The organism is Nocardia sp. NPDC019323, from assembly GCF_044389845.1.
Lineage (GTDB): Bacteria > Actinomycetota > Actinomycetes > Mycobacteriales > Mycobacteriaceae > Nocardia > Nocardia implantans.
On sequence record NZ_JBIRYN010000004.1, the window covers coordinates 427325 to 453154 of the forward strand.

The window sequence follows — 25830 nt, forward strand, 5'->3', positions numbered from 1 at the left end:
ACATCCACGCCAACCGGATCGAACGAGTCGGCATCGCGCGGCCCGCAGGGGATCTCCCCGTCCATATGCCGTTAATGTCGCGTTTACGATGTCCCGGTGCTTGTGAACGACGTGCAGGGGAGCTTGACCCCACCGGGCGAGCGAGTGGGTATCGAAGAGCTCCGCGAGCGTCGGTTCCGGCCGGTGGTCGTGTGGTGCGGTGTCGCGGTCATCGCGCTCGCACTCGTCGGCGGTGAAGTCATGGCCGCGCACATCGGTGCGCTGGGACCGCTGACCAGCCTGGCGCGTGACTATGCCGGAACGCCGAAGTCGGCGACCACACCGTGGGCGGGGTTCCTGCTGGCCCTGGTCGGGATCACGGCGCGCGCTCGCGTCGGCGCCGTCGCCGCGGCCGTCGCCGTGGACCTGCTGTTCGTCGTGATCAGGGCGGTCGAAGGACGTCCGTTCACCGTCGGCAACGGTCCGACCATCGTGCTCACCGCACTGGCGGTGGTCGCGTTCGTGCGGTGGGACGGGCAGCGCCGCCACACGGCGTTGCGCACCATCGCCTTCGGCGCGCTGCTGGTAGCGGCGACGAAGATCAGCGAGATCTGGCTGGACATCACCGCGTGGGCCTGCCCGCTGGTCCTCGATCCATACGTGCAGGCCGCCGACCGCGCCCTCGCCAGCCCGTCGTGGCTGGTCGGCCACGCGCTCGAGGTGGCAGGACCGGTGGCGACGGGCGTGGTGCGCTGGGTGTATTTCGAGCTTCCGCTGGCGGCCGTGCTGGTCGCGGCCTGGCAGTTGCGCGACGTGACGACCGGCGGCTGGCCACGGCACTACCTGGTGCGCACCTTCCTGACCCTCGGCGTGGTCGGACCCATCTGGTACGTGGCCTTCCCTGTGGTGGGTCCGGTGCTCGCCTACGGACCGCAGGGGCTCGGCTTCCAGATCGCCGACGTCTGGCCGGATGTCGTACCCGCGGTGCCGTCCTCGATCGATGCGCTGCGCTTCGACGGCATCACCCCGCGCAACTGCATGCCGTCGCTGCACACCGCCTGGGCGCTGTCGCTGTTCATCCACTCCAGGCGCGGCCCGCTGTGGTTGCGCTGGGGCGGGGCGTTCTGGCTGGTGTGCACACTCGTCGCGACGCTCGGGCTCGGCGCGCATTATGGCGTCGATCTGGTCGTCGGCGCGGCATTGTGCCTGACGGTGGAATCCGCGCTGCGCGATCCGGATCGGGGCTGGGACCGTGGGCGCGCGCGACTCGTGGCCATGGGTGTCGCCGTCTGCGCCGGGGTGCTGCTGTGCATCCGCTTCCTCGCCGTGCCGATGGCGACGCACCCGATCCCGTTCGGGATCGTGATCCTCGGCGCGCTCGGTGCGTTGTCGATCCTGTTCTACGCCACGTGGTTCGGTGCGTCCTCGGCGGCGGAATCGAGCGAGTCGGCCCGGGGGTGAATCAACCGCCGCGCCGATCATCGGCCCGCCCTGGTCAGCGATCGGCCTCGGGATGATCGCCACCGTGGTGCGCGGCCAGCGTCGAGGCCAGCGCCGCGCGATCGAGTTTGCCCCGCGGCGTGCGCGGCAGCCGGTCCACGACCAGCACCCGCACCGGCATACTCGGACTCGGCAAGGTCGCGCGCAGCCGCCGCCAGATCTCGTCGGCGGCCGGTGCGCCGGCGCCGACCACGATCGCCGCCGCTGGCGCCTCCCCCATGCGCGGGTCGGGCACGCCGACGCAGGCGGCTTCGGCGACACCCGGTATCGCCGTGAGCGCCGCTTCGACGGCGGCCGGTTCGACGTTGAGACCCGCCCGGATCAGCATCTCGCTGTCCCGGCCGAAAAGTCGCAGGCGGTCGCCGATGACCTCGCCCCGGTCGCCGACCGTCATCCAGCCGTCGATGGGACCGCCCGCCACGCCGTCCGCGGTGAGGTAGCCGTCGAACAGCATGTCGCTGCGCACGTACACCAGGCCGTCGCGGATGCTGGCCTCGACACCGCGGAACAGTTCGCCCGCCGATTTCTCGTCGGCGCTGCCGAGCCCGCGATCGAAGGACACGAAGCTCAGTTCGGAGGCACCGTAGAAGTGCACGAGCGAGGCGTTCGGCAGGACTTCACGCAACGCCTGCCGCCCCGCGCGTGGCCACCGGGCCGCCGAGGACAGCACTTCCCGCACGCCGCCGACCGGGCCGATTCCCGCCCGTACCACGTCCCACGCGATCGTCGGCACCGAATACAACTGCGTCGCACCGGCGGTCAGCGCGTCGGTAACAGGTCGCAGATCGACCGTCGCGCCGCGGGTCAAGGCGTGCAGCGCGCCGTAGAGGAAATGCGTGTGGTCCAGCACGCCGGGCACCGAAACCCGGTCACCCGCACCGATGTCGAACGTGTGGTCGGAACGATCCAGCGTGGCGGCCCACGACAGCTGATCGCGCACGAACAGCTTCGGCTCGCCGGTGGTGCCGGAGGTGATCCCCACCAACAGTTCCGCGCCCGGGTGCGCCCCGGCCACCGCGCCCTCGGATTCCAGTGCGGCGGCGGTCCGCACCACGCCGTCGAAACCCAGCCGCCGCAACCGGCGGTGCTGGTGCGGCGCGGCCACGACGGCGCCCGGCCCGGCCAGCGCGAGCACCCGGCTCAGCTGATCGGGCAGCAGATGCCGATGCAGCAGGACCACACTCACCCCGGCGTGCATCGCCGCGGTCACCGCCACCAGGGATTCGACATCGGACGTGGGAAGCACCGCTACCCGATGCATGCCCTCCAGTCCCGCGGCGGTGCGCAGGACCTTCGACCAGAACCGCTCGTAATCGACCCGCTCGCGTTTCGAGATGACCGCGACAGCCGTGGGATTCGCCGCGGCCCGCCGCGCGATCCGCGCGGCGAGCAGTTCAGTCATCGTCCACTCCTCGCGCGGCGAGGGCGTCGCCCATCGCGTCGGCCGTGCGCAGCGCGCGCACCAGCACCGGCGTGACCAGCGCCGTCATCGACCATTGCAGCCCGCGGGCGCGCCTGGCCTCGGCGACGTCGCGCACGATCCCCGCCAGCAACGGGACACACCGGATGGCCAGCGCCAGCAGCAGGCCGATCCGCTCGGGATCGACACCCACCCGGCGCAGCGGACCGAGCCACCGGGTGACCGCGTCGAGCATGTCGGTCACCCGGGTGGTGAGGGTGAACAGCGCCGCCAGCGCCACCGACACCACCAGCACGCCGCACACCACCGCGGCACGCGCGGGCGAGGTGATCAGCACCTGGAACACGGCGATGAACACCAGCATCCACACCAGCGGACGCAGCTGGGCCACCGCGACCCGCCACGGGATCCCGGCCACCGCGAACAGTCCAGCCACCACCACCCCGACGGCCAGCACCTGTGCCGGCGTGCGCACGAACACCGCGGTCGCCACGATCGACACCAGCAGCAGCGCCAGTTTCACCCCGGCGGGTATCCGGTGCAGCGGGGAATCGCCCGCGAGGTAGAGGCCGATCATTCGACCGACGCCCGGTATGCCGTGACGGCGTCGCCGGGCGTTCCGTCGAACACCACCGCCCCGTCGTCGATCACGATGACCCGTTCGAAGCTCTCCAGCAGCGACAGCTGATGCGTCACGACGATCACCTGCTGATCCACCGCGTCCAGCGCCTCGGCGACGACCCTCGCGTTCCGCAGATCCAGCAGGGTGGTCGGCTCGTCGGCGACGATCACCTCCGGCCGCCGGATCAGGACCGCGCCGATGGCGAGCAACTGTTTCTGGCCGCCGGACAACAGATGTGCCGGGTGCTCGGCGTGGCCCGCCAGCCCGAAACGCTCCAGGACCTCCTGGACCCGCGCCGCGATCTCCTGCTTGCGCAGCCCCGACCGCCGCAGCGAGAACGCGAGATCCTCGGCCACCGTCGGCATCACGATCTGGGTGTCGGGGTCGGTGAAGACGAACCCCACCTTCCTGCGCACCTGCGCGCCCTTGCGGGCGGCGTCGACGCCGTCCACCGTGACCGTGCCGGAACTCGGCGCCAGCAAGCCGTTGATCATGCGCGCCAGCGTCGATTTGCCGGAGCCGTTGGATCCGATGACGCCCACGCGGCGCTCGGTGATCCGCAGATCTATCTCGCGCAACACCTTCCGCTCACCGAAGCGGTGACTCACCGAGTCGAAGACGATCTCGCTCACGACACTCGCTCCACCAGCACGGCGATCCCCTGCCCGCCGCCGATGGCGCAGGCCGCCAGTCCGAGCGCCGGGCCGTCCGCGCACAGCATCCGACTCGCCAGGCGCACCAGCAGGATGGCCCCGGACGCACCCCACGGATGTCCCATCGCGATGGCGCCGCCCTGCGGGCAGATCGTGGACTCGTCGAGGCCGAGCTCGTCGGCCACCGCGAGAACCACCGACGCGAACGCTTCGGTGATCTCGACGACACCGAGGTCCGCCACGCCGAAGCCGGTGCGCCGCAACAGTTTCCGGATCGCGGGTACCGGACCGAGACCCGGTAGCGCCGGGTCGGATCCGGCCACCGCGCAGCCGAGGATCCGCAAGGCGGGCAGCCCGGCCGCCATCGCCTCGGTGGTCACCGCCATGGCCGCAGCCCCGTCGGAGATGCCGCAGGAATTGCCCGCGGTGGCGGTGCCGTCGGCACCGAAGCTGGGGCGCAGGCGCGCGAGCCGGGCGGTGGTCATGCCCGCTCGAATGCGTTCGTCGCGGTGCACGCCGCCGACCGGCACGATCTCCGCGGAGAAATCGGCCGCCGCGGCGAGTGCGTGGGAGCGGGCCGCGTAGGCGTCCTGCCGTTCCCGGCTGATGCCGCGCGCTCGGGCGAGATCGTCGGCGGCCACGCCCATGTCGGGATCGGGGAATCCCGGTGGCGCGAAGGGGGCGCGGGTGTAGCGCACCGGCTCGGCGTCCGCCACGGGCGGCCAGAAACGCCACGGGGCGGTGCTGGCCGATTCGACCCCGCCGGCCAGGATGAGTTCCTCCGCGCCGCTGCGCACCCGCAAGGCCGCCTGCATCACCGCGTCGAGGCCGGAACCGCACTGCCGGTCGACGGTGACGCCGGGAACCTGCGCACCCAACCCCGCGCGCAGGGCGGCGACCCGGGCGGGATTACCGCCGGGGCCGAGGCAGTTGCCGAGCACCACGTCGTCGACTTCGGCGTCGATGCCGGCCGCGCGCACGGACGCCAGCACGTCGCGCAGCACGGGAGCGGCCAGGTCGGTGATGGTCAGGTCGGACAATCCGTGGCCTGCGTTGCCGATCGGCGTGCGGCGCGGCGCTACCAGAACGGGGACCGGGCTCATGCCAGCAAGTCTTTCAGCTCGCCCCTGGCCACCTTCCCCGCGGCGGTGCGCGGCAGTGCGGGCAGCGGCACCCACCGGCGGGGCATCGCCTCTTTCGCCAGAACGCGACGCGCTCGCGACCGCACCTCGTCGAGCCCGGCTCGGCCGTCCAATTGCACCGCGGCCGTGACGGTTTCACCGAACACCGCATGCGGCGAGCCGATCACCGCCACCGCGGCGATGCCGTCGAGCGATTCCAGGACCCGCTCCACCTCCTCGGCGACCACCACGGTGCCGCCGACGTTGATCGCGCAGTCACCCCTGCCCAGCACGGTCAGCTCACGGTCGTCACCCAGCTCGGCGAGGTCGCCGACGCCGAACCAGTCCGGCGCGCCGAGGACCCGGTAGGGCGTGCGGACGTAGAGCAGTCCGTCGCGCACCTCGGCCTCGACCCCGTCGAGCAGCCGCATCGGCTCGGGAACACGCCGCGCCGCCACCAGCGAGACCTCCGAGGAGCCGTAGTACTCGACGACCTGCAGGTGACCGGCCGTCGCCAGCGCACCGTCGTCGAGCGCGATGCCCGCGACGATCGCGGTGCGCAGGCGCGGGCAGCCGGCCACCACGTCACGCAGTACCGCGGGAACCGCGTGCACCACCGTGGCCCGCGCCCGGTCATCGGTGACGCACGCGCCGCGCCACAGCGCGTGCAGCGCACCGAACAGATGCATGGTGGCGTGCAGCGGTCCGGTGAGCAAGACGCGGTCGTCCGGTCGGACGCCGGTGATCCGGGTGAACGCGGGGAAACTGTCGTACCAGGAGGCGGCCGTCCGCGCCAGCGGCCGCGGGTGTCCGGTCGAGCCCGACGTCGCCACCAGCAGGAACGCCGCCGGCGGAAGATCGGCACGGTGCGGTCGCGCGGCGGGATTCTCGACGAAGACCGGGATGCCGCGGCGGGCAGCTGCGCAGACACAGATCAGCGCGTCCGCAACGGGGAGGTCCGACGCGTCGTAGACCGCCGCGTCCGGGTCGCGGGCGATCCAGCGCTCGATCGCACGGTCGAGTTCCCGGTAGGTGAAGCGGCGGCCGCCGAAGTCGACGGCAGGCGCGTCGCCCGCTCCGCCGAGTTCGGGACTACGCACGGATCACACCGGGATACGCGCGATGCACCCCTTTGGCCACCACGGTCGCGACGACGACTTTGAGCAGGTCGCCGGGGATGAACGCGAAATTGGCGGTGACAGCGGCCCGCACGCCGAGATCGGTGCGCAGCAGCAGGCCCGCGGTGCCGAAGAGATAGATGACCAGCAGGCCGCCGACGGCGTTGATCAGCAGACCGAGCACGACCGGGTATTTCGGCAGGATGCGGGCCGTGCCCAGTCCGATGAACAACGCCGCGGGAATCCAGCCGATCAGATAGCCGGCACTGGGGCCTGCCAGCGCGGTCAGACCGGTACGCCCGCCGGACAGCAACGGCAGGCCGAGCATCGTGAGCGCCAGGAACACCAGCACCGCGGCCGTGCCCTTACGCGCTCCGAGCACCGCACCGGCCAGGATCACGCCGAGGGTCTGCACCGTGATCGGCACGCCGCTGAACCCGACCGTGATGGCGCCGGGCAGGCCGAGCGCCGCGATCAGCGCCGCGAAGACGGCGATCTGCGCCATGTCCCGCGCGGAAACACCGACTCTCGGCTCCCGAGAGTTCTCGACACCCTCCACGACAACCCTCCGCCTAGAACTTGAACGACGTTCAAGGTAGCAAACCGGCCAGAGCGGCGCGCACCGAGCGTCGCAGTGCTACCGGTGGGTCCACTGCGGCTGCGCGAAGTGGGCGACTCTGGCCGCCGACGGGTCCGTGCCGAGCAGGACGACTTCGCGGAATTGCCACAGCAGCGCGCCGGTCGGTGCGTGAATGGTCATCTTCGGGCCGAGCCGCATCTGCAGCAGACCCGCTTCGCCCGCGGGCGCGGTGTCGTCGCGCAATTCCGCTTGCCGCACCGCGTCCTCGGCGCGGACCCAGCGCGGGGTGTCCTCTGCGGCGACCCGGGCCAGATCGACCAGGTGCGCCGAGTAGACCTCGTCCGGATCCGGCTGTAGCCGCGTCGCGCCGGTCAGCGCCAGAACAAGGGGCGTGATCGTGAAACCGGATGCCGCCGGGAAGTCGTCGAGCGCGCCGAGCAGGTCATCGGGAGTCGCGTCCAGGCCCAGTTCCTCGCGCAGTTCCCGTAAGGCGGCTTGTTCGGCGCTCTCGCCCTCCTCCAAACGGCCACCGGGCAGACCCCACTGTCCGGCGTTGCGTCCACGGTAGGCCCGCTTGATGACGATCACCGACAGCGGTCCGTCGGACTCCTCCACCACGCAGAGCACCACCGCCGCGCGGCGCACACCGGGCAGATCGGCGACCTCGACGCGCGGGAACGCGGCCAAGCGAGCCTGCGCGAGCACGCGGAATTCGTCGATGCTCCTGGGTAGCGGCGTTTTCGAGGTCGACTCCATGACTTCGATCCTGCCCGACCCCGCGGACGAGCGCGACAAAGGAAGTCGTTGACAGCAACTGTCTCACCTGTCACCGTATCGGGAACCTCCGGGGCCCGGATGCGCCCCGGGCGTTCGCGATCGGAGCGTGCTTGATGGGATTTCTCGAGCCCGACCTGCCGGTGGTCGACATGGCGGAGTGGAGCAAGGGCACGCGGGCCGAGCGCATCCGTCCCATGGCCCGGCACTGGGCCGAGGTCGGCTTCGGCACACCGGCGGCGCTGCACCTGTTCTACGTCGCCAAGATCTGCCTCTACGCCCTCGGTGGCTGGCTCATCGTGCTGACCACCGACGGCATCGACGGATTCACCGACATCGGCGCCTGGTGGTCGGAGCCGATCGTCTTCCAGAAGATCGTGCTCTACACGCTGCTGTTCGAGGTGGTGGGGCTCGGCTGCGGATTCGGACCGCTCAACAACCGGTACTTCCCGCCGTTCGGCTCGATCCTGTACTGGTTGCGCCCCAACACCATTCGCCTGCCACCGTGGCCCGGACGGATACCGCTCACCAAGGGCGACAACCGCACGCCGGTGGACGTCGCGCTGTACGCGGCACTGCTGGCGATGACAGCGGTCGCGTTGCTGTCCGATGGAACCGGCCCGATACCGGAACTGGGCACCACCGTGGGTTTGTTGCCGCACTGGCAGGTGCTGGTGGTCCTCGCGCTGCTCGCGGTACTCGGACTACGCGACAAAGTGATCTTCCTGGCCGCGCGGGGCGAGGTCTACGCCACCCTCACAGTCGCCTTCCTTCTCCCCGGAGCCGATTCGATCGTCGCGGCGAAGGTCGTCTTCGTCGTGATCTGGATGGGGGCGGCCACCTCGAAACTCAACAAGCATTTCCCTTTCGTGGTGTCCACGATGATGTCCAACAGCCCGGTGTTCCGGCCCAAGCCGCTCAAACGCGCGTTCTTCGAACGCTTTCCCGACGATCTGCGCCCCGGGCGGTTGTCCCGCCTTTTCGCCCACGGCGGCACGGTCGTCGAGATGTGCGTTCCGTTGGTGTTGTTCTTCTCCCACGGGGGTTGGCCGACGACGATCGCGGCGATCGTGATGGTGTGCTTCCACCTGGCGATCCTCACCGCCATTCCCATGGGCGTCCCGCTGGAGTGGAACGTCTTCATGATCTTCGGCGTCGTCGCGTTGTTCGTCGCGCACGCCGATCTCGGTCTGGACAGCCTGCGCGAGCCCGTGCCGGTGGCGGTGCTGTTCGTCGTGCTCGCGAGCATCGTGATCGCCGGAAACCTCTTCCCCCGCAAGATCTCCTTCCTGCCGGGCATGCGGTACTACGCGGGCAACTGGGACACCACCATGTGGTGCGTCAAACCCTCGGCCGCGGAGAAGATCGGCAACGGCGTCGTCGCGATAGCCAGCATGCCGCAAGCCCAGCTGGAGCGGTTCTACGGCAAGGACCGGGCGCAGATCCCGATGTTTCTCGGGTACGCCTTCCGGGCCATGAACACCCACGGCCGCGCCTTGTTCACGCTCGTGCACCGCGCCATGCCGCCCGGCCGCGAAGACGAGTACACCATCACCGACGGTGAGCGGATCTGCAGCACCGCCATCGGCTGGAACTTCGGCGACGGCCACCTGCACAACGAACAACTCATCGCCGCGCTGCACCGCCGTTGCCACTTCGAACCCGGCCAAGTGCGCGTCGTGCTCCTCGACGCCCAGCCGATCCACCGGAAGACCCAGCAATACCGCCTCGTCGACGCCGCCACCGGCGAGTTCGAACGGGGCGAGGTACATGTCGCCGACATGGTGACCCGCCAGCCGTGGGCCGACGACGTGCCGGTGCGCGTGCACTACAGCACGGAGCAGTGATCCGACAGCAGCGGCTCAGGCATCCACCGACGTCATGACGCCGGTCTCGGCCGGTTCCGGTTGTTTCGGCGCCGGCGGCACCCACCCCCGCAACGGCTGCACGACCGATCCGTAGAACGCATCCGTCGCCGCTGTCACACTGGCGATGAACGTCGCGGCGGTCCCGGAGCCGGATCGCCTGTTGCCCATCGGAAAAGACTGTTCCAGCGAGAAGGACACGATTTCCCCTGACCGGCCGTCGGTCAGTGCCTTCGGATTCTCTCGCACGGTGTCGAGGTGCTCACACGCTTCGTTGCCCCGCACCGAGAACACCGCTTCGACCCGCACGTCACCCGGAGCGTCCACGAGTTGCCTGAGCAACCATGCCAGCCGCCGGCCTGCGGTGCCCTCACTCGGCGCGTCCAGCGTGGTACGGCAGCGAATCCTGTTGGTGCGCACATCGGCGACCACCGTCAGATCGCCCACGGTGTCCGGAATCCGCAAGACCGCCTCGAAGCTACCCTCGCCCGCCAATCGCTCCGCGACGGCCGCGTTGCGTGCGGCCGGATCCGCTCGGTGCCGGCGGGGCAGCACATGCTTCACGCCGACACCGAGCTCCGCGGTCAGCCGCAGCGCGAGATGCCGCGACAGCGACATCCAGGCGTCCGCGACGGTGAGGACCTTCTGGTCGCCGGCCCGGAGGGTGCCTGCCACCACCGCGTCGCGGACGGCAACCCAGTGGCGGCCCATGTCGACGAACTCGTGCGCCCCGGACCGAGGATGGCCGAGGTACCGCAGGAACTCGCTCAGTATCCAGTTCTGCAGATCGTCCTCGATGCCACCGTGTGACAGCAGCATCCGCGCTTCGTGCATCACCTCCGCCCACGACAGATGCCGCAGCGCCACCTTCGCGAGTTTGCGGCGATCGACCTGGACGGGAAGCTCGCCCGGCCCGGCGGGCACGTCGTTCGACAAGCTGACCACCACGTCGTACTTGTTCTTGCGCGCCACTTCGAGGTAGCTCTCGAGCTGTTCGCGCCTCAGCTTGCCGTTGCCCGTCTTCACCTCCAGCAAACCCGTCCACAGCCGGCTGCCCCGGACGACTTTGAGCACCGCGTCCGGAATGACGGTCGACTCTCCCCGCTGGTACTGCACCTCGACGTACCCCTCGAAGGCGCCCGCGGGAGCGCCCATCCTGGCGCACAAGGCCCGCGCGAACGGACGCACGGCCTGCATGGTGGCGATCAGCGCCGACGTGGCACGCCGTTCCTGCTCTTCTCCTGCGCCGACGCCGAACACCGAGAACAGCCGGGCCGGTTGCCATCCCTCGTGTTCGGCGAGCTCGAACTCCATCGGCCTCGCCCTTTTCGCGACCCGCTTGGCGGTCCGCACGCCCTTGGCAGGCGTTGCCGGAGCATCCGTTCGGGTGATCTTCTCCGGCGTGGCGGCACCGGCTGGGCTCACGTCCGCAGGCACGGTCCGCTGGGGTTCCTGCGCGAGGACGTCACCGAGCGGCCGGTCGACCGGATCCGGCTCGGTATCGTCGTCCACGTCCACGCCGAAGTCCATCGCCAGCCCGGCCAGCCCGGATTCCCATCCCTGGCCCACGGCCCGGACCTTCCACACCCCACCACGGCGGTACACCTCGCCGAACACGAACGCCGACTCACTGGTGGCATCGGCGGTGACGTACTCGGCGAGCGATTGTCCCGCGCCGTCCACGACCCGGAACGCGAGTTTGCCGAGCTGCCCGAAGGTGCCGCTGCCGACGCTGCCCGCAAGCGCCACGGTGTGCACCGTGTCCGCAACCGTGGACAAGTCGATCGCGATCCGGGCCTGCGCTCCTTCCTCGGTCGCGCTCGTTCCCAAGAAGCGCACCGATCCGTCGGGCGATTCCGGCTGGTTGTAGAAGACGAAATCGTTGTCCGAGCCGACCTTTCCGTCCGCACGCAGCAATAATGCGGACGCGTCGACTTCGATCTCCGTCTCGGTCCACCCGAGCACGACATCGATGCGAACCACATCGTCCGGCAGCGAGACGTTCTGCCCTTTGGCCAGAATCGACGACATCAAGGCTCCACCCTTCTACAATCCGGAACGCGCGGTGACAGGAAATCCGCGTCAGCCGGTTCAGATCCCGGCCCCCAATGCATCGCAGGCAACCTGGCTGCGACGCACTGCTATTCGGGGTGAGCGATTCCGCTGTTACACACTCCGCGAAGGGACCGCGGTGCGGGCTGCGGCGTGGCCCCCGCTGGAGCCGACGCCCGGCTCCTCCTCCTTGCTTCGGTTATGCGGATCCGACTGCGCGCTTTGTAGGGAATTTCATAGTTGGATGCGCATATCGACAAACTTACATGTTAAGGCTGGGCTTCCCGTCGGCGCGGTTCCATAGCGGAGACAGGTCGAGACCGTTGGCCTACCGCGCGAGAATGACGCTATTCGTCTGTGCCGCTGTTGGTTTCCACACCATCGCCGAGCGCTGCCTGGGTCGCGGCTTCGTCGACGCGGTTCTCCACCCAAGCCAGGAAGGTTCGAACGTCGGTGGCGGGCAGTGGGAGTGCTGCCGAGCGTGGGCGCTGGAAGCTGCGCAGGGCTGTTTCGATGAGGGGGGCGAACTCTGGCTCCGAGGCCGCGATCATCTGCGCGGCTCGGCGTTTGGCCAGCCAGCGGCCCGTGCGGCAGAACGCTACCGCTCGGCAGCCGTTCAGCACCCGGTTGTCGCCCAGATGGCCCTCTCCCCCGGCGTGTTCGCGAACCGAGCCCAGGAGCGCGGCATGAACGTCGCGCCGCGACGGTGCCGCCATGATCTGCCGCACGGGAGCGCCGTACAGGAGACACGCGGTCTGGTATGCGATGGAGCGGTCGATGACGTACCAGAACGCTGCCGAATCGGACGGATCGAAACTGACGCGGTTCGGCAGCATCGGACCGGTGTTCAGGTCCATGAGATAACCGGCCGCTCTGGATGGCGCTGCGACGAAATCCGCGTCGTAGACCACGAGCTCCAGCCCGGCCGCCGGGCAGGACAGCGCCGGATGCGCGAGCGATTCGGCCAGGTCATGCAAGCTCCGCGCAGGCAGCGACGCGGCGACGACGATCACCACATCGACATCGCTGCGCCCGTGCCGATAGTCGGCGAGCGCGACCGATCCCACCGCGAAGACACTCACCAGATGAGATCCGCAGACGGTGCGAGCGCGCAGCGCGAGAGCATCGAGGTACGGACGCAACTCGGCTGGAAGGACGTGGGGATCCACCAGGACGTGGGTCATGCGGGCCAGTATCCCGCCGAGGCCGGGTCCCGGGCCGGAAGTCGCAGGAATCACCGGAGCTGTCCGCCGGCGCCGACTCGGGCCGCCCGGACCCGCCGAGGTCGATCAGGTGGCAGCCATGCTCGGAACTCGGGATCCTCCGGCACGATGCGAACCACTTCTGATCAAGCCGCGGCGCCCGACGGCCTCAGTGCGGCAGGCCCAGCCCGTCGGCCAGTACGGGCCAGGAATTCTTCAGCGCTTCCTGCCAATAGCCCCAGGAATGAGTCCCGGTGGGCTGGAAATCATAGGTGGCGGGGATGCCGAGGGAGTCGAGGCGATCGCGCATGTTGTGCGTGCACCAGTTCACCGCGGCCTCGATCACGCCCCCTAGCACCAATTGGTTGAGGTAGCCACGGGGGCCGGGTTGCATATGCGAGCCGTTGTAGACGTCGTACATTCCGGGAACGCCGGTTCCGGTGGACAGGAACAGGCGTATGCCGCGTAACTGGTCGGCGTGCAGGTACGGATCATTGGCCGCCCACATCGGGTCGTCGGGCGGGCCGTACATGTTCTCGGTGTCGCCCCCGCCCCAGCTCTCCACCGCGAGTTTCACGAACTCGCGCCCGATCGGGTCGCTGACCTGCGCGCAACCGCTGTAAGCCGCGACCGCCCGGTACAAGCCCGGTTTGGCGATGGGCAGTTGCAGCACCGAGGTACCGGAGGTGGACAGGCCGGCGATGGCGTTCACCCCGGTGGTGCCGAACTCGGCGTCGATCAGCGGCGGCAGTTCCTCGGTGAGGAACGTCTTCCACTTGTACACACCCAGTTTCGGATCGGGCGCGCGCCAATCGGTGTAATAACTCCAGCGCCCGCCCACCGGCTGCACGACGTTGACGTCCTTGTCGGCGAGGAACCGCAGCACATCGGTGTTCTTCTGCCAGGTCGCGCTGTCCTGACCCCCGCCGCCCCCGTTCAACAGATACAACGTCGGCCGCGGAACCGAACGATCAGCCGGGCGCAGCACCTTCACCATGATGTCCTGCCCCATCGCCGCGGAATGCACCCGCACCTGCACCGTGCGCTCGTCCTCCGCCCACGAACCGGTGATCGACGCGGCATCGGCCCGCGCGGGCGATGCCGTCGTGACCGTACCCGCGGTCACCGCGAACACCGCCGCCAGAACAACGAGCGCGTGCACCATGGAGCGGCAGACCATTCCGATTCGCACTCTCGCGGAATCCTCGACAGGTCCGGCAGTCCATCCGGCGTCGAAGTCCGAACGTCGTCTCATCGTTTGGTTTCCTCCACCGTCGCGTTCGTCCACCCGGCGCCGATGCAGCTGCTCGACGCACATGAGTTCCGCCAACGCTAGAACCGGGGAAAGCGGCGCAGCTTCCCCGTTCGACAGATCTGGACACCTCACGAATCGGCTGGATCGCCTCTGAGGGTGCGACACAAGAGGCGAGACCGCGCCGCTGTCAGCGTCGCCAGAACAAGTGGTGTACCACCCCGCTGGGGCTGGGGACCCGTTCCAGATGGAAGCGGTCGGTCAGTTCGTCCGGGGTGGCCCACAGTCTTTCCCCACGACCGAGTTCGACCGGGGCGACGGCGATGTGCATCTGGTCGATCAGGTCCGCGTCGAGGAACTCGCGGACGGTGCGAACTCCACCACCGATGCGCACATCCTTGCCGTCGGCGGCCTCGAAGGCCTGTGCCAACGCCTCCTGTGGAGACGCGTCGAGGAAATGGAACGTGGTTTCGCCCAGGGTGAACGATGGCCGGGGGTGGTGGGTGAGGACGAACACGGGTGTATGGAACGGCGGCTCGTCGCCCCACCACCCCTGCCAGTCGTGGTTGTCCCACGGCCCGCGCTGGGGGCCGAACTTGTTGCGGCCCATGATCTCCGCTCCGATGTTGTTGCGGAAGTCGCGCGTGAAGTAGTCGTCGAGGCCGTAGGTCCCGCCGGGGTCGGTCCGATTGGGCCAGTGCGCGGTGGCGCCGCACCAAGCGAACAGCGCGCTCGGATCCGCGTGACCGAAGGGCCGCTCCAAGGTCTGCCCTTCCCCGGCGCCGTATCCGTCGCTGTAGATGTTGAAGTTCTGCACGCGCACCTGTTGTGACATCGAAACCCTTTCTGATTGCAATTTGCAATCGGTTGGAATCTACCCATACCGATCTCGGGTCGCAAGCAGTTGGGCACGACATTCCGACTCCGGACGGGGCGGAGTCGGATCAATCCGGCGATGAAGTTCCTCGGCGCGCGAACGAGGGCGCAGTCGGCGACCAGACGCAGATTTCATCGCCTCACCGATAGAGAGGTGGCTTTTACCTATCAACGCACGGATTCGGCAGCACGCCACGATTACAGCGACGTCTCCGCCGACTCAGCGCAACACATGTCTTGGACGAAAGCCCAGAGACGCCTTCGGTCCCCGACACTGGGCAAGCGCAGCACGGAATGATAGAATCAGAACATCTCTCTATCATTTGGATGGGGCGGACATCGCCCACCCGGATGACGGGACGGTATTTTTTTCGGGTCTTCCGACCTCACTCGGCAGCGAAAGAGACGGCTGAGAATGTCGACGATGAAACAGGAACCAGTGACGACGTCCGCGCTCCGCCCTGTGGGCCCGGGTTCGGCGACCTGGCGATGGGGCGTGGACTGGCGCACCGTGCTGGCGAGCCGGGCCGTGCTGCTGCTGGAGGTGGCGCACCCGGTGGTGGGCGCGGGCGTCATCGATCATTCCGAGTTCCTCAGCGATCGGTGGGCGCGCATCACCCGCACCTTCGCCTCGGTGCGGCGGATCAACGGATTCCACGGGTCGGAGGCCGCGCTCGCCGAGGGGCTGCGGCTGCGCGAGGTCCACCGCGACATCGCAGGCACCGACGCGCACGGACGCCGCTACCACGCGCTCAACGCCGACGCCTATCTGTGGGTGCATGCCACCGGCTACGCGGGCCCGGCGGAGGTCCGCCGAGTGTTCGACGGACATGTCGACACCGACCGCGAGGAGGCGTTGTTCCGGGAATGGCAGGACCTCGCCGGAGTTCTGCGCATCCCCGACCGGGTCGTCCCGCGCACGCGCGCGGAATTCTGGGCGTACTACCGGCGCACGGTCGCGGACGTCCTCGAACGCAATGCCGCCACCGATCTGCTGCTGGAACTCGACCGCAAGCCGATGCCGGTGCCGCCGCGGCTGCCTCTGCCGCAAACGGTGTGGAACGGGTTCGCCGTTCCGCTGGCGGCACTGCTCCGATTGACCACCGCGGGCATGATGCCGCCCGAGTTGCGGGACCGGCTGGGATTGGCGTGGTCACCCGCGCGCGCGAAGCGATTCGACCGCGCCGTCACCACGGTGCGGATGCTGGATCGGCTGTTGCCGGACAAGATCCGCCATCCGGTCGCCCACCGCACCGCCGTGCTCCCCTGACATCGTTGTCCCGTCGAAGAAGCCGGAGAAGGACGAAATCATGAGCCAGCCCGCGGCCCGGGAAGCCGCACCCGCGACCACGCGAGCGAGACGACGCGAAACCGACTCGCTCGACACACTGTTTCTCGCCGACGAGATCTCGGCATGGTTGTCACCGGCCTACGGGGCGGCCAATGTCGTGATGCAGCTCGCCGACGCCGGCGTCGCCTACGGGGTGATGGAGAGCAAAGTCGACAGCGGCAACCTCCACAAGCACCCGATCAAGCGCGGTCGCACCACAATGACCTACATCGCGGTGGCTGTCGCGGGCAATGCCCAGGACCGTCGCATCTATCGTGAGGCGGTCAACGACGCGCATGTTCAGGTGCGGTCGTCGTCGCGAAGCCCGGTACGCTACAGCGCGTTCGATCCCCACCTGCAACTGTGGGTCGCGGCCTGCATGAGCGCGGTCTTCGAAGACACCCGCCGGCTGCGCGGTGGCCGCACCTACCACGATCCCGACGCCGTGCATCGCGCCGCGGCCGTCTTCGCGACCACCCTGCAAGTGCCGCGCGAGATGTGGCCCGCTGATCGCGCGGCCTTCCAGCAGTATCGGAACAACCGACTCGATCGGCTCGAATTCGACGACCGGATGCGCGATTTCCTCATCGGCATCGCCCGTCTCGACTTCCTCCCCGCCCCGTTCCAAGCGCTGTTCGGCGACTGGAATCTGTTCATGACCGTCGGCTACCTCCCGGCACAGCTGCGCGACAAGCTGGGCTGCACCTGGACCGCCGTCGAGCAAGAACGATTCGATCGCTGGCAGCGCCTGCTACGGGTGCTCGACCGGCTCACTCCGCGGGCCGTCATGCGACTGAGCATGCGCGCCGCGGTCTGGGATATGCGGCTGCGCTACGTCACCGGAGCCACCGTCGTATAGCCCTCGGCGGAATATGCGAGGTCGCCGTGCGCACCAGCATGGCGCCGTAGCGGCCCCGGTGATCGGATCACCTGTATCGCAAGAGCATTGCGGTCTCCGGGTCATACCAGCGGCACGCCTCGGGCGGCAGGTACAGATCGGTCGTGTCGCCCTCGGCGGCGCGGAAGCCCGGCGGCGCCTGGACTTTCACGGTCTGCCCGCCGACGCGGAGGGTGAGCAGGGTCGATGAGCCGAGCGGCTCGAGCACTTCGAGTTCGCCGCGCATTGTCGCCTCCGCGGGGCCTTCGCGCACCACGATGGCCTCGGGACGGATGCCGAGCCGGAGCGTGCCGCCCGCGAACGACGACAGCGCCGCCGGAACGGCGAGCGACTGGCCGCCCAGATCGAAGCGCGGCCCGGCCTCGGTCGCGGCGACCGGGCCGGTGAGGAAGTTCATCGGCGGGCTGCCGAGGAACCCGCCGACGAATTCCGTCGCCGGGTCGTCGTAGACCTCGGTCGGCGGGCCGCACTGGACGACCGCCCCGTCCCGCAGCACGGCGACGCGGTTGCCCAGCGACAGGGCCTCGACCTGGTCGTGGGTGACGTAGATGGTCGTGGTGCCCAGCTCCGCGACCAGTCTTTTCAGCTCGGCCCGGAACGACAGCCGCAGTAGAGCGTCGAGGTTGGACAACGGCTCGTCCATGAGCAGCACATCGGCGTCCATCACGATCGCCCGCGCCACCGCGACACGCTGCCGTTGCCCGCCCGACAGCCGCGCCGGGTAGCGGTCCAGGTACGGGGTCAGCTGCAGCAGTTCGGCGGCCCAGGCGACCTTGCGCCGGATCTCGTCGGCGGGCACGCCGTGCACGCGCAGGCCGAAGCCGATGTTGTCGGCGACCTTCTTGTTCGGGAACACCGCGTAGGACTGGAACACCATCGACAGGTTGCGCCGCCGTGGTTCGAGGTAGGTGACGTCCTTGCCGCCGATCACGATCTGCCCCGAGTCCGGCAGCTCCAGCCCCGCGATCATGCGCAGCAAGGTCGTCTTGCCGCAGCCGGACGGCCCGAGCAGCACCATGAACTCGCCGTCGGCGATTTCCAGCGAGACCTCGTCGGTGGCACGGGCCGTGCCGCCGGGATAGGTCTTGACCAGATCGCGGACCAGCACCTCGGCCATCAGCGAACCCCTGTCATCTGAGCGTCGTCCCCCACATGTTCACCAGGTAGCGCCGCATCACGAAGATGAACGCCAGCGCCGGGATGATCAGTGCGAAGCCGCCCGCGAAACGGTAGGCGGTCGACGCCTCGTCCAGCGCCGTGAGCACCTGCGCGGGCAGCGTGCGGTGCCCGAGCGTCACGATCGTCGCGCCGAGGATCTCGTTCCAGGACAGGACGAAGGTGAAGATCGATGACGCGGCCAGCCCCGGCAGCGCCAGCGGCACCACGACCCGGCGCGCGGCCTGCCACCGCGTGCACCCGAAGACCTGGGCCGCCTCCTCCAGATCCGGGGGCACCGCGACGAAGATGCTCGCCGTGATGAGTACGGTGGTCGGCAACGCGAGCGTGGTGTGCACCAGGGTCACCGCGAACACCGTGTCATACACATCGAGCCGCAGGAACACCGTGGCCAGCGGCACCGAGAGGACCACGATCGGCAGCGCGCGCACGAAGAGGACGAAGACCTGATAGGTGTCCTTGCCGCGAAAGGCGTGCCGCGCCAGCGCGTAGCCCGCAGGCGCCCCGATGACCAGCGACCAGAACACCGTGTAGAGGCCGACGAGCACCGAATTGCCCAGCGCGCCCGCGGTTCCCGTGGCCCGGAAGAACGAGACCAGGGTCTCGGTGGAGAACTCGCTGGGAATCAGCGGCTTCGGGAACTCGGTGAGCGCCGCGCGGGAGGACACCGCTGCGAGTCCGATGAGCACGATCGGCAGCGCCATGAACAGGCTCACCGCCGTGCAGGCCAGCTGCACCCACACCGCGCGCCTGCGACGCCTGCGCAGTGGTGCGCGGTCGATCGGCGGCAGTGCGCGCCGCGCGGCGCTGTCGGAGGTCATCGGGCCTGCTCCGGCTGCCGGACCGCCCGCAGGTAGAACACGGCGGTGCCCAGCGAGATCGCCAGCACGATCAGCGAGACGGCGCTGGCCACCGCCGGGTTCTGCAGATTCGCGTACCACTCGTAGGTCTCGCCGACCAGCAGCGGGAAGTCCCGGCCGGTCAACGCCTGTGCCACGGCGAAGGCCTGCAACGCGAGGATGGTTCGCAGGATCAGCGCCACTTGCAGGCTCGGCCCGAGCAGCGGCAGCGTCACGTGCCGCAGCCGTTGCCAGAGGCCGGCTCCGAACACCTGCGCGGCCTCGTCGTAGTCGCGCGGGATCATCTGCACGCCCGCCACCACGATGACGAACACCAGCGACGTGGCGCGCCAGACCTCGGCGACCACCACGGCCAGCAGCATGGTGCCCGCGTTGCGATAGCTGAGCCACTGCACCCCGTCGTCGGACAGCCCGATGCCGACCAGCAGCGAATTCAGGTAGCCGCGATTGTCGAAAACGGCCAGCCACACCAGGCCCGCGGCCAGTTCGGAGATCGCCAGCGGCAGGCACCACAGATAGAAGTGGCCGCCGGCGAACCGCGGCCGGGCCTGTATGAGCAGCGCCATGCCGACGGCGAGCACGAGCTGGACCGGCACCACGATCACGATCAACAGAAGGGTGTTGCGCAGGGCGGTGAGCACGTATGGATCGTCGAACAGCCGTTCCCAGTTGGCGAGGGTGAATCCGCCGCCGCCGCGGAACGCTTCGAGCACCGCCTGCACGAGCGGCCAGCCGAACAGGGCCAGCAGCAGGACGATCGACGGCAGCAGCAGGAGCCACGGGGAACGTAGTCGCGACAGCACTGCTCACCCCACCCGGCAGAGGTCGGCGGCCGGGTCGGGAGCCCAGCACGGCACTTTCAGCTCGTCGAGGATGCCTTGCAGGACCCGGGCCTGCTGATCCAGCGTGGAGCGGATGTCGGCCCCGTCGAGCACGATCGAGCGGAAGCTGTCCTTGAAGACCTTGCTCACCTCACCTTCCCGCTGGCCGAGACCCACCGGCGGCAGCGAGAGAACGGCGCCGGGCGCCTCCTGCTGCCTGCGCACCGCGTCGGCCTCGAGCTGGATGGCCGGGGGCAGGTCGGCGGGGATCGCCGTGTCCACCGCCGGGAAGAAACCGTTGGAACGCAGCAGCCGCAATTGGGTTTCCGGGCGGGTGAGCGTGCTGATCGTCCGCTGCGCGAGTTCGGGATCCGTGCTGCCCTTGGGGATGGCGAGCCCGGCGATCACGGCCATGTAGCCGAGACCATGTGCGCCCCGGGGCGCAGGAAGCATCCGCCAGTCGCGCGGGTCGCGCTCGGGCGCGTGAACCAGGCGCACGACGTGGTCCCATGCCATCCGTACTTCCCCGCTGTCGAGCGGTTCCTGCATGAAGTCGGCATTCGTGCTCGACGGTGCGCAGTTGGCCCACAGCTCCCGCAGGTACTGCCACGCCGTCACGGCCTCCCTCGAGCGAAAGGTGGTGATCTGGCCGCCGGTGAACGAGGGCAGCAGGAAGCCCTGGACGAACCGGTGCAGCAGGCCCTTCGGCCCCGCGGGCAGCCCGAGCACGGGGCGATTGCCGTTGGCGCGCCGCGCGGCGACGGCCCAGTCGAGGAACTGGTCGTAGGTCAGCGAGGCGGCGTCGACTCCGGACGGCAGGTGCGCGAGCGCGTCCGTATGCGCGGCGAGCACGTAACTGGCTGTGGCCCAGGGGATGTACCACGTGCGATCGGTGCCGACCTTCGCGAGGTCGAGGTAGTCCGCCTGCCAGCCGCGTCCGCCGAGGTCGGCGAGCAATCCGGTGAGGTCTTCCAGGTAGCCGTCGGCGAGTGGCGCGATGTCGCCGTGCAGACCGCCGAGCAGACCGATCCTGGTGGCGCCCGCGTCGACCTGGCTGCGCACCTGGCCTGCGAACGGACTCTCCTCGATGGTCACGTAACCGACGCCGGGTGCGGCGGCGGCCAGCAGGGTGCGGAACCGCTCAGCCTCGTCGGCGGGACGGAACTGGGTGGACAGGAAGATCATGCCGCCGTTGCCGCTGGTCGCGAAGCCGGTGCAGGCCGCTGCGGACAGGGCCGCCGCGCCGGAGCCCGCCGCGCGCAAGAAGGATCTGCGCGTCAAACCGGACACCAGCATGCATGGCTCCTGTTCGGGCACAAGGTGTTTCCGACTTCGGTCAGGTCGGTCAACATAGGTGCGCTGAGAGATATTGTCAATATGCCCGCGACGGTCCGCAGCACTCCCCGATGCCCACCGAGCGGAGGGTGCGAGGATCCGCTCGGTGGGCTCACCGCCGCGCGCCGGGGACGTGCGCGCCGGACAGAGGCGGGTTGAGGGATCCCGTCCGGCGGGCGTAACGCGTGGCGGTCGGCGCTTCCGTCGAGCGGGCGCGGCGAAGTCAGGGCACGAGCCACGCCGCCCGGCGGAAACACGTCATTCGGTGAACAGCGATGATCGACGGCCTGCGCTGGCCGACGGCACCGATGCCCGGCCAACGCTAGAACCGGCGCACGCGGCCGACCACGCGCACCGAGCGTCTGGAGACCTCACGAACACTTCCGCCGCGACTAGGGAAACGGCACAAAGCAAATGCGGAAGCAGGCAATTCCCGAATTCGGCGAAGGGTCGTCCGGCACAAGCGATCGGCTGGAAAACGGTGAATTGTCCAGATCACCAGGTGATCACGGTTCCGCAACGTTTTGCGGCCGCATCATGGAGGACGCTGCACCCCAGCCGCCGGTGGCCAACCGGTGGCTAACCGTTTGGAGATTCCGTGTCCGCCATCGCGATTCCCGTTGCTCGCATCGTGCTCGGCGCGGTCGCCGTCGCCGCCGCGCTGACCCATCTTCCTTCCGCCGCGGCGCAGGGCACCGGCTCCGCCGAGGCGGGACCCGCGACCACCGCCACGCAGGCGCCGATCCCCGCGCCCATGCCGATACCGCGCGGACCGGTGACCGCCATCGTCGTGCTCGGCTACGGACTGCTGCCCGACGGCGGCATGCGCCAGGAACTGGTCGAGCGCCTGCACGCCGGATACGTGCAGGCCCTGCTGGCTCCCGTCTCGCCGATCATCGTGACCGGCGGCAACGCCCGCAACGGTGTCACCGAGGCGCGGGCGATGGCCGACTGGCTGATCGCTCACGGCATGCCGGCGGCGCGCGTCCATCTCGAACCGGAGGCGGGCACGACCGCGCAGAACGCCGAACGCTCGGCGACGATCATGCGCGCGATCGGCGCACGCGACGCCGTGGTGATCACCTCGGCCGACCACCTCGACCGCGCGGTGGGCACCTTCCACGACGCGGGGGTGGACGTCGTCGGCACCGTCACTCCCGAGCAGGTGCCTCCCCTGGCCTGGCGGTTCGGGCCGCTCTTCTGACGCGACCCCGCCGCCGACCTCTTCGCAATACAGGAGCAACCATGAACGACACCGCGGCGAATCCGGCCGAGCAGGCCAGGTCACTCGTCGACCATCGTTATCGTTCCACTCTCCGCTACGAGGTGGAACGGGAGAAGATCCGGGAATTCGCTCGCGCGGTCCAAGATTCCCATCCCGCGCATCGCAGCGAGGACGCCGCGGCCGAACTCGGCTTCCCCGGACTCATCGCGCCCGCCACATTCAGCTCGATAATCCTCACCAGAGTGCACCGCGAAATCCTGGACACGCTGATCACCGGTTACGACCCGACCCGGATATTGCACGCCGACCAGGTTTTCGACTTCGGCAGGCCGCTGGTCGCGGGCGACCGGCTGACCTGCGACATCTATTTCGAATCCTTCCGCCACTTCGGCGACTACGACGTTCTCGCGATCAAGAGCGTGCTGATCGACCAGCACGGCATCGTGGTGCAGACCGGCTCCAGCGCCTTGCTCGCCCGGGTCGGCGGGCGCGATCCGGGGTTGGCCGACGCCGTGCGCAGAGTAGCCATGCGCCATCAGCGCCCGGACGCACCGGCCCGGGGCAGCGCCGTCGTCCCGGCCGCGGCCGATCACCTCGCGCCGACGCCCCTGCGCCGGATCCCGCGTCCGCGTATCGATTTCGCCGACCTGTCGATCGGCGACGAACTGCCCGTGCGCACCATGCGCCTGTCGCGGGGCGACCTGGTCAACTACGCCGGGGTGACCGGCGAAGCCAATCCGGTGCTGTTCGACGAGCGGGTCGCGGTCGCCAGCGGCCTGCCGACCGTGGTCGCCCCCGGCATGCTCAAGCTGGGTCTGGCGACCTCGTTCCTGAGTTCCTGGCTCGGCGACCCCGCGACGCTCACCCGTTTCCGGGCGCAGTTCGCGCACAACACGCACTACCTGCGCATACCTGCCTTGGGCACAGGCGTGATCCACTTCCGCGGCCGGGTCACCTCGCTCGACCCGCGCAAGCGGCGGGCGACCGTCGCGGTCGACGCGCGCGCCGAAGGACGCAGACTGTTCGGCTATGCCGCCGCCGAGGTGCGCTTCCCGTAAGGCGGTGACGCGCGGGCCCGATCAGGCCGCCGTATCGGCCCGACCGCGGGCACCCGCCTGCGGCAAGCCGGTGAGCAGCGCCAGCCTGCGGTGCGATTCCAACCGGGCGGCGCGGTCGTACGTGCTGGTGTGCACGAGGACCTCGTCGGCGCCCGTCCGGCGCACCAGCCGCTCCAGTCGGTCGGCGACCTCGTCCTCGGTGCCGTACAGATGGCCGCGCAAACCCTCGTCGAAGATCCGGCGCTCCCGGTCGGTCATGGTGCGCGCCTCGATGTCCGCCGGCGGCAGCAGCGGCGGGAACTCGCCCCGGGTGCGTGCGTACACGGCCGACCACGCTTCCGGCAACAGCAGCCGGTGCGCCTCGGCGGTGGTGTCGGCGACGACGATCGACGCGGACACCACCACGTAGGCAGCCGCGGCCACCGCACCGGGACGGAACTGGGCGCGATAGCGCTCGATGGCCTCCGCCATGCGATCCTCGCCGCCGACCGCGGCGATGACCAGCGGCAGTCCGAAGCGGGCGGCGCGCTCGGCGCCGGACCCGGTCGCCAGCAGGAAAGCCGGGACGCGCAGTCCCTCCGCGGGCCACGCGTGCACGCCGTGCCTGCCCTCGGTGAAGTACGCCAGCAGTTCGGCGAGCTGGGCGTCGAAATCCTCCGCGTCGCGTTTGTCGTGCCCGAGCGCCCGCCGCACGCCGTCGGTGAAGCCGACCGAGCGGCCCAAACCCATGTCGATGCGCCCCGGGTAGAGCGATTCCAGCACCCCGAACTGCTCGGCGACCACCAGCGGCTGGTGGTTGGGCAGCATCACACCGCCGGTACCGATCCGGATCCGGGAGGTCGCCGCCGCGGCGGCGGCCGCGAGCACGGTCGGCGCGGAGCCGGCCACGCCGGGCACACTGTGGTGCTCGGACACCCAAAAGCGGTGATATCCCCACTGCTCGGCGAGCCGGGCGAACTCGACGGTCTCCCGCAACGCGGCCGGATGGCTCTGACCGCGGCGGACGCGCGAGCGATCGAGGACGGAGAACCGGACAGAAGACAGCGCCGAGGTCATACCGATGTCAACGCGACCGCGCCGCGCTGATTCCGCCGGTTCACGACGGCGTCGGCAGCCCCAGCGCCTGCGCCAGCACCCGCCACGCCTTCGGCAGCTGCTCCTGGAAGTCCGGCCAGGTGTGCATGCCCTGCGCGGTGTATTCCAGGGTGGCGGGGATGCCGAGCTCGGACAGCCGGCCGGCGAACCGCTCGGTGCAGGCCCGCGCGCCCGCCTCCAACGCCGCACCGCCGCCCGCGGTTTGCAGAGCGTCGGCGACCGAGGGGGAGTTCGCCACCGACACCAGATCGGCTCCGGTCGGCAGCCCGGTGGCCGCCGAGAGGTAGATGGCGGTGCCGCGCAGATTCTCCGCGTGCAGCAGGCTGTCGTGCGCGGCCCATTCCGGTGAGCTGGGCGGCCCCCAGAGATTGTTCACGTTGCCGCCGCGCGAGGCGACCGTGATGGTGGTCACCGCGTGACCGAGCGGATCGGCGGTCGAGTAGCACCCGCTCATCCCGGCGACGGCCCGGTACCAGCCCGGATGACGCTGGGCGAGCATCATCGCCGCCTGCGCGCCCATCGACACCCCCGCGATGGCGCGGCGCCCGTCGGTGCGCAGCAGCGACTCGACGATGGGCGGCAGCTCGGTGGTGAGGAAGGTCTCCCAGCGGTTGAGTCCCAGCGCGGCGTCCTGCCGGACCCAGTCGCTGTACATGCTGCCGGTGCCGCCGCCGGGAAGCACGACGTCCACCGGTTTGCCGGCGAAGAACTCGGCGGCTCCGCCCTTGGTCAGCCAGGCCGACGTCGGATCGCCGTCGACACCGTCGAGCAGGTACAGCACCGGGCGCGGCGCCTCGCCGCCGCCGCGCAGGATGTCGACGGTGATGACGCGGCGCATCGCCGCAGAGGCGATCGACAGCCGTTCGTGTCCCCCGCCCATGTCCTCGATCGACAGCAGCCCGGTGCGGGTCATGGCCGGGTCGACGGCGGGCGGCGGGGTCCGCGGCGCCGGATCGGCGAGCACGGGCGCAGCGGCGACGGTGGCGATGAGGGCCATCGCCACCGCGGTGATCGGCAC

23 protein-coding genes are annotated in these 25830 nt (G+C 69.5%); 6 read left to right on the forward strand and 17 right to left on the reverse strand.

Translation table 11 applies throughout. The features are described from left to right. Positions 1-96 precede the first annotated feature (96 nt). On the forward strand, positions 97-1440 hold the full coding sequence (locus tag ACH49X_RS18620) for a DUF5933 domain-containing protein (RefSeq protein ID WP_357103320.1): 1344 nt from the start codon (positions 97-99) through the stop codon (positions 1438-1440). A 34-nt stretch (positions 1441-1474) separates the two neighbouring features. On the opposite strand, the gene ACH49X_RS18625 is transcribed toward ACH49X_RS18620, so the two are convergent. The 7 genes from ACH49X_RS18625 to ACH49X_RS18655 all read right to left on the reverse strand — a co-directional run bounded on the left by ACH49X_RS18625 (position 1475) and on the right by ACH49X_RS18655 (position 7749). Beyond that, positions 1475-2881 carry an AMP-binding protein gene (locus ACH49X_RS18625; RefSeq protein WP_195079097.1) on the reverse strand — a complete coding sequence of 469 codons (1407 nt, stop codon included), beginning with the start codon at positions 2879-2881 and terminating at the stop codon, positions 1475-1477. Further along, on the reverse strand, positions 2874-3476 hold the full coding sequence (locus tag ACH49X_RS18630; RefSeq protein ID WP_357103326.1) for an energy-coupling factor transporter transmembrane protein EcfT: 603 nt from the start codon (positions 3474-3476) through the stop codon (positions 2874-2876). The genes ACH49X_RS18625 and ACH49X_RS18630 overlap by 8 nt, the downstream gene beginning before the upstream one ends. Next, on the reverse strand, positions 3473-4153 hold the full coding sequence (locus ACH49X_RS18635) for an energy-coupling factor ABC transporter ATP-binding protein (protein ID WP_195079095.1): 681 nt from the start codon (positions 4151-4153) through the stop codon (positions 3473-3475). The genes ACH49X_RS18630 and ACH49X_RS18635 overlap by 4 nt, the downstream gene beginning before the upstream one ends. Next, positions 4150-5277 carry an acetyl-CoA C-acyltransferase gene (locus tag ACH49X_RS18640; protein WP_195079094.1) on the reverse strand — a complete coding sequence of 376 codons (1128 nt, stop codon included), beginning with the start codon at positions 5275-5277 and terminating at the stop codon, positions 4150-4152. Before ACH49X_RS18640 ends, ACH49X_RS18635 begins: the two co-directional genes overlap by 4 nt. Beyond that, a complete protein-coding gene (locus ACH49X_RS18645; protein ID WP_195079093.1) occupies positions 5274-6395 on the reverse strand; it encodes a class I adenylate-forming enzyme family protein in 1122 nt (373 codons plus the stop codon). The genes ACH49X_RS18640 and ACH49X_RS18645 overlap by 4 nt, the downstream gene beginning before the upstream one ends. After that, positions 6388-6918, reverse strand: a complete 531-nt coding sequence (locus tag ACH49X_RS18650) for a biotin transporter BioY (protein WP_397070333.1) — start codon at positions 6916-6918, stop codon at positions 6388-6390. The genes ACH49X_RS18645 and ACH49X_RS18650 overlap by 8 nt, the downstream gene beginning before the upstream one ends. Positions 6919-7050: 132 nt before the next feature. After that, entirely contained in the window at positions 7051-7749 is a 699-nt protein-coding gene (locus tag ACH49X_RS18655) for a CoA pyrophosphatase (protein ID WP_195079091.1), read from the reverse strand. Positions 7750-7883: 134 nt separating this feature from the next. Here ACH49X_RS18655 and ACH49X_RS18660 point away from each other — a divergent pair, with 134 nt between their 5' ends. After that, positions 7884-9614 carry a DUF3556 domain-containing protein gene (locus tag ACH49X_RS18660; RefSeq protein WP_357205860.1) on the forward strand — a complete coding sequence of 577 codons (1731 nt, stop codon included), beginning with the start codon at positions 7884-7886 and terminating at the stop codon, positions 9612-9614. 15 nt (positions 9615-9629) lie between these two features. On the opposite strand, the gene ACH49X_RS18665 is transcribed toward ACH49X_RS18660, so the two are convergent. The 4 genes from ACH49X_RS18665 to ACH49X_RS18680 form a co-directional block, all read right to left on the reverse strand. Next, positions 9630-11663 carry a TerD family protein gene (locus tag ACH49X_RS18665; protein ID WP_397070336.1) on the reverse strand — a complete coding sequence of 678 codons (2034 nt, stop codon included), beginning with the start codon at positions 11661-11663 and terminating at the stop codon, positions 9630-9632. Positions 11664-12031: 368 nt separating this feature from the next. After that, the gene (locus ACH49X_RS18670; protein WP_357205866.1) at positions 12032-12868 is read right to left on the reverse strand and encodes an aminoglycoside adenylyltransferase domain-containing protein; all 837 of its coding nucleotides are present in this window, start codon (positions 12866-12868) and stop codon (positions 12032-12034) included. A gap of 187 nt (positions 12869-13055) precedes the next feature. After that, positions 13056-14066 (reverse strand): alpha/beta hydrolase, encoded by a 1011-nt coding sequence (locus ACH49X_RS18675; protein ID WP_397070414.1) that lies wholly within the window; start codon positions 14064-14066, stop codon positions 13056-13058. Between the two features lie 262 nt (positions 14067-14328). Next, positions 14329-14973, reverse strand: coding sequence for a dihydrofolate reductase family protein (locus ACH49X_RS18680; protein WP_195079087.1), 645 nt, complete (start codon positions 14971-14973; stop codon positions 14329-14331). Positions 14974-15438: 465 nt separating this feature from the next. Between ACH49X_RS18680 and ACH49X_RS18685 the strand changes: the two genes are divergently transcribed. Next, the gene (locus ACH49X_RS18685; RefSeq protein ID WP_195079086.1) at positions 15439-16284 is read left to right on the forward strand and encodes an oxygenase MpaB family protein; all 846 of its coding nucleotides are present in this window, start codon (positions 15439-15441) and stop codon (positions 16282-16284) included. A 40-nt stretch (positions 16285-16324) separates the two neighbouring features. Then, positions 16325-17203 carry an oxygenase MpaB family protein gene (locus ACH49X_RS18690; RefSeq protein ID WP_195079085.1) on the forward strand — a complete coding sequence of 293 codons (879 nt, stop codon included), beginning with the start codon at positions 16325-16327 and terminating at the stop codon, positions 17201-17203. A gap of 67 nt (positions 17204-17270) precedes the next feature. On the opposite strand, the gene ACH49X_RS18695 is transcribed toward ACH49X_RS18690, so the two are convergent. From ACH49X_RS18695 to ACH49X_RS18710, 4 genes are read right to left on the reverse strand one after another with little or no spacing between them, the layout of a single operon-like run. After that, complete coding sequence (locus tag ACH49X_RS18695) at positions 17271-18359, reverse strand: ABC transporter ATP-binding protein (RefSeq protein WP_195079084.1); 1089 nt, start codon at positions 18357-18359, stop codon at positions 17271-17273. Positions 18360-18372: 13 nt separating this feature from the next. Continuing rightward, on the reverse strand, positions 18373-19239 hold the full coding sequence (locus ACH49X_RS18700) for a carbohydrate ABC transporter permease (protein WP_195079083.1): 867 nt from the start codon (positions 19237-19239) through the stop codon (positions 18373-18375). Continuing rightward, entirely contained in the window at positions 19236-20081 is an 846-nt protein-coding gene (locus ACH49X_RS18705) for a sugar ABC transporter permease (RefSeq protein ID WP_323124087.1), read from the reverse strand. The genes ACH49X_RS18700 and ACH49X_RS18705 overlap by 4 nt, the downstream gene beginning before the upstream one ends. 3 nt (positions 20082-20084) lie before the next feature. Continuing rightward, complete coding sequence (locus ACH49X_RS18710) at positions 20085-21395, reverse strand: extracellular solute-binding protein (RefSeq protein WP_195079082.1); 1311 nt, start codon at positions 21393-21395, stop codon at positions 20085-20087. A gap of 637 nt (positions 21396-22032) precedes the next feature. Between ACH49X_RS18710 and ACH49X_RS18715 the strand changes: the two genes are divergently transcribed. Then, positions 22033-22638: a YdcF family protein gene (locus ACH49X_RS18715; protein ID WP_323124088.1), complete on the forward strand. Its 606-nt coding sequence runs from the start codon at positions 22033-22035 to the stop codon at positions 22636-22638. 41 nt (positions 22639-22679) lie between these two features. Further along, positions 22680-23717: a fused (3R)-hydroxyacyl-ACP dehydratase subunits HadA/HadB gene (locus tag ACH49X_RS18720; RefSeq protein ID WP_195079081.1), complete on the forward strand. Its 1038-nt coding sequence runs from the start codon at positions 22680-22682 to the stop codon at positions 23715-23717. 21 nt (positions 23718-23738) lie between these two features. On the opposite strand, the gene ACH49X_RS18725 is transcribed toward ACH49X_RS18720, so the two are convergent. Continuing rightward, a complete protein-coding gene (locus ACH49X_RS18725) occupies positions 23739-24773 on the reverse strand; it encodes an LLM class flavin-dependent oxidoreductase (protein ID WP_195079080.1) in 1035 nt (344 codons plus the stop codon). 40 nt (positions 24774-24813) lie between these two features. Continuing rightward, positions 24814-25830 carry an alpha/beta hydrolase family protein gene (locus ACH49X_RS18730; RefSeq protein ID WP_323124089.1) on the reverse strand — a complete coding sequence of 339 codons (1017 nt, stop codon included), beginning with the start codon at positions 25828-25830 and terminating at the stop codon, positions 24814-24816.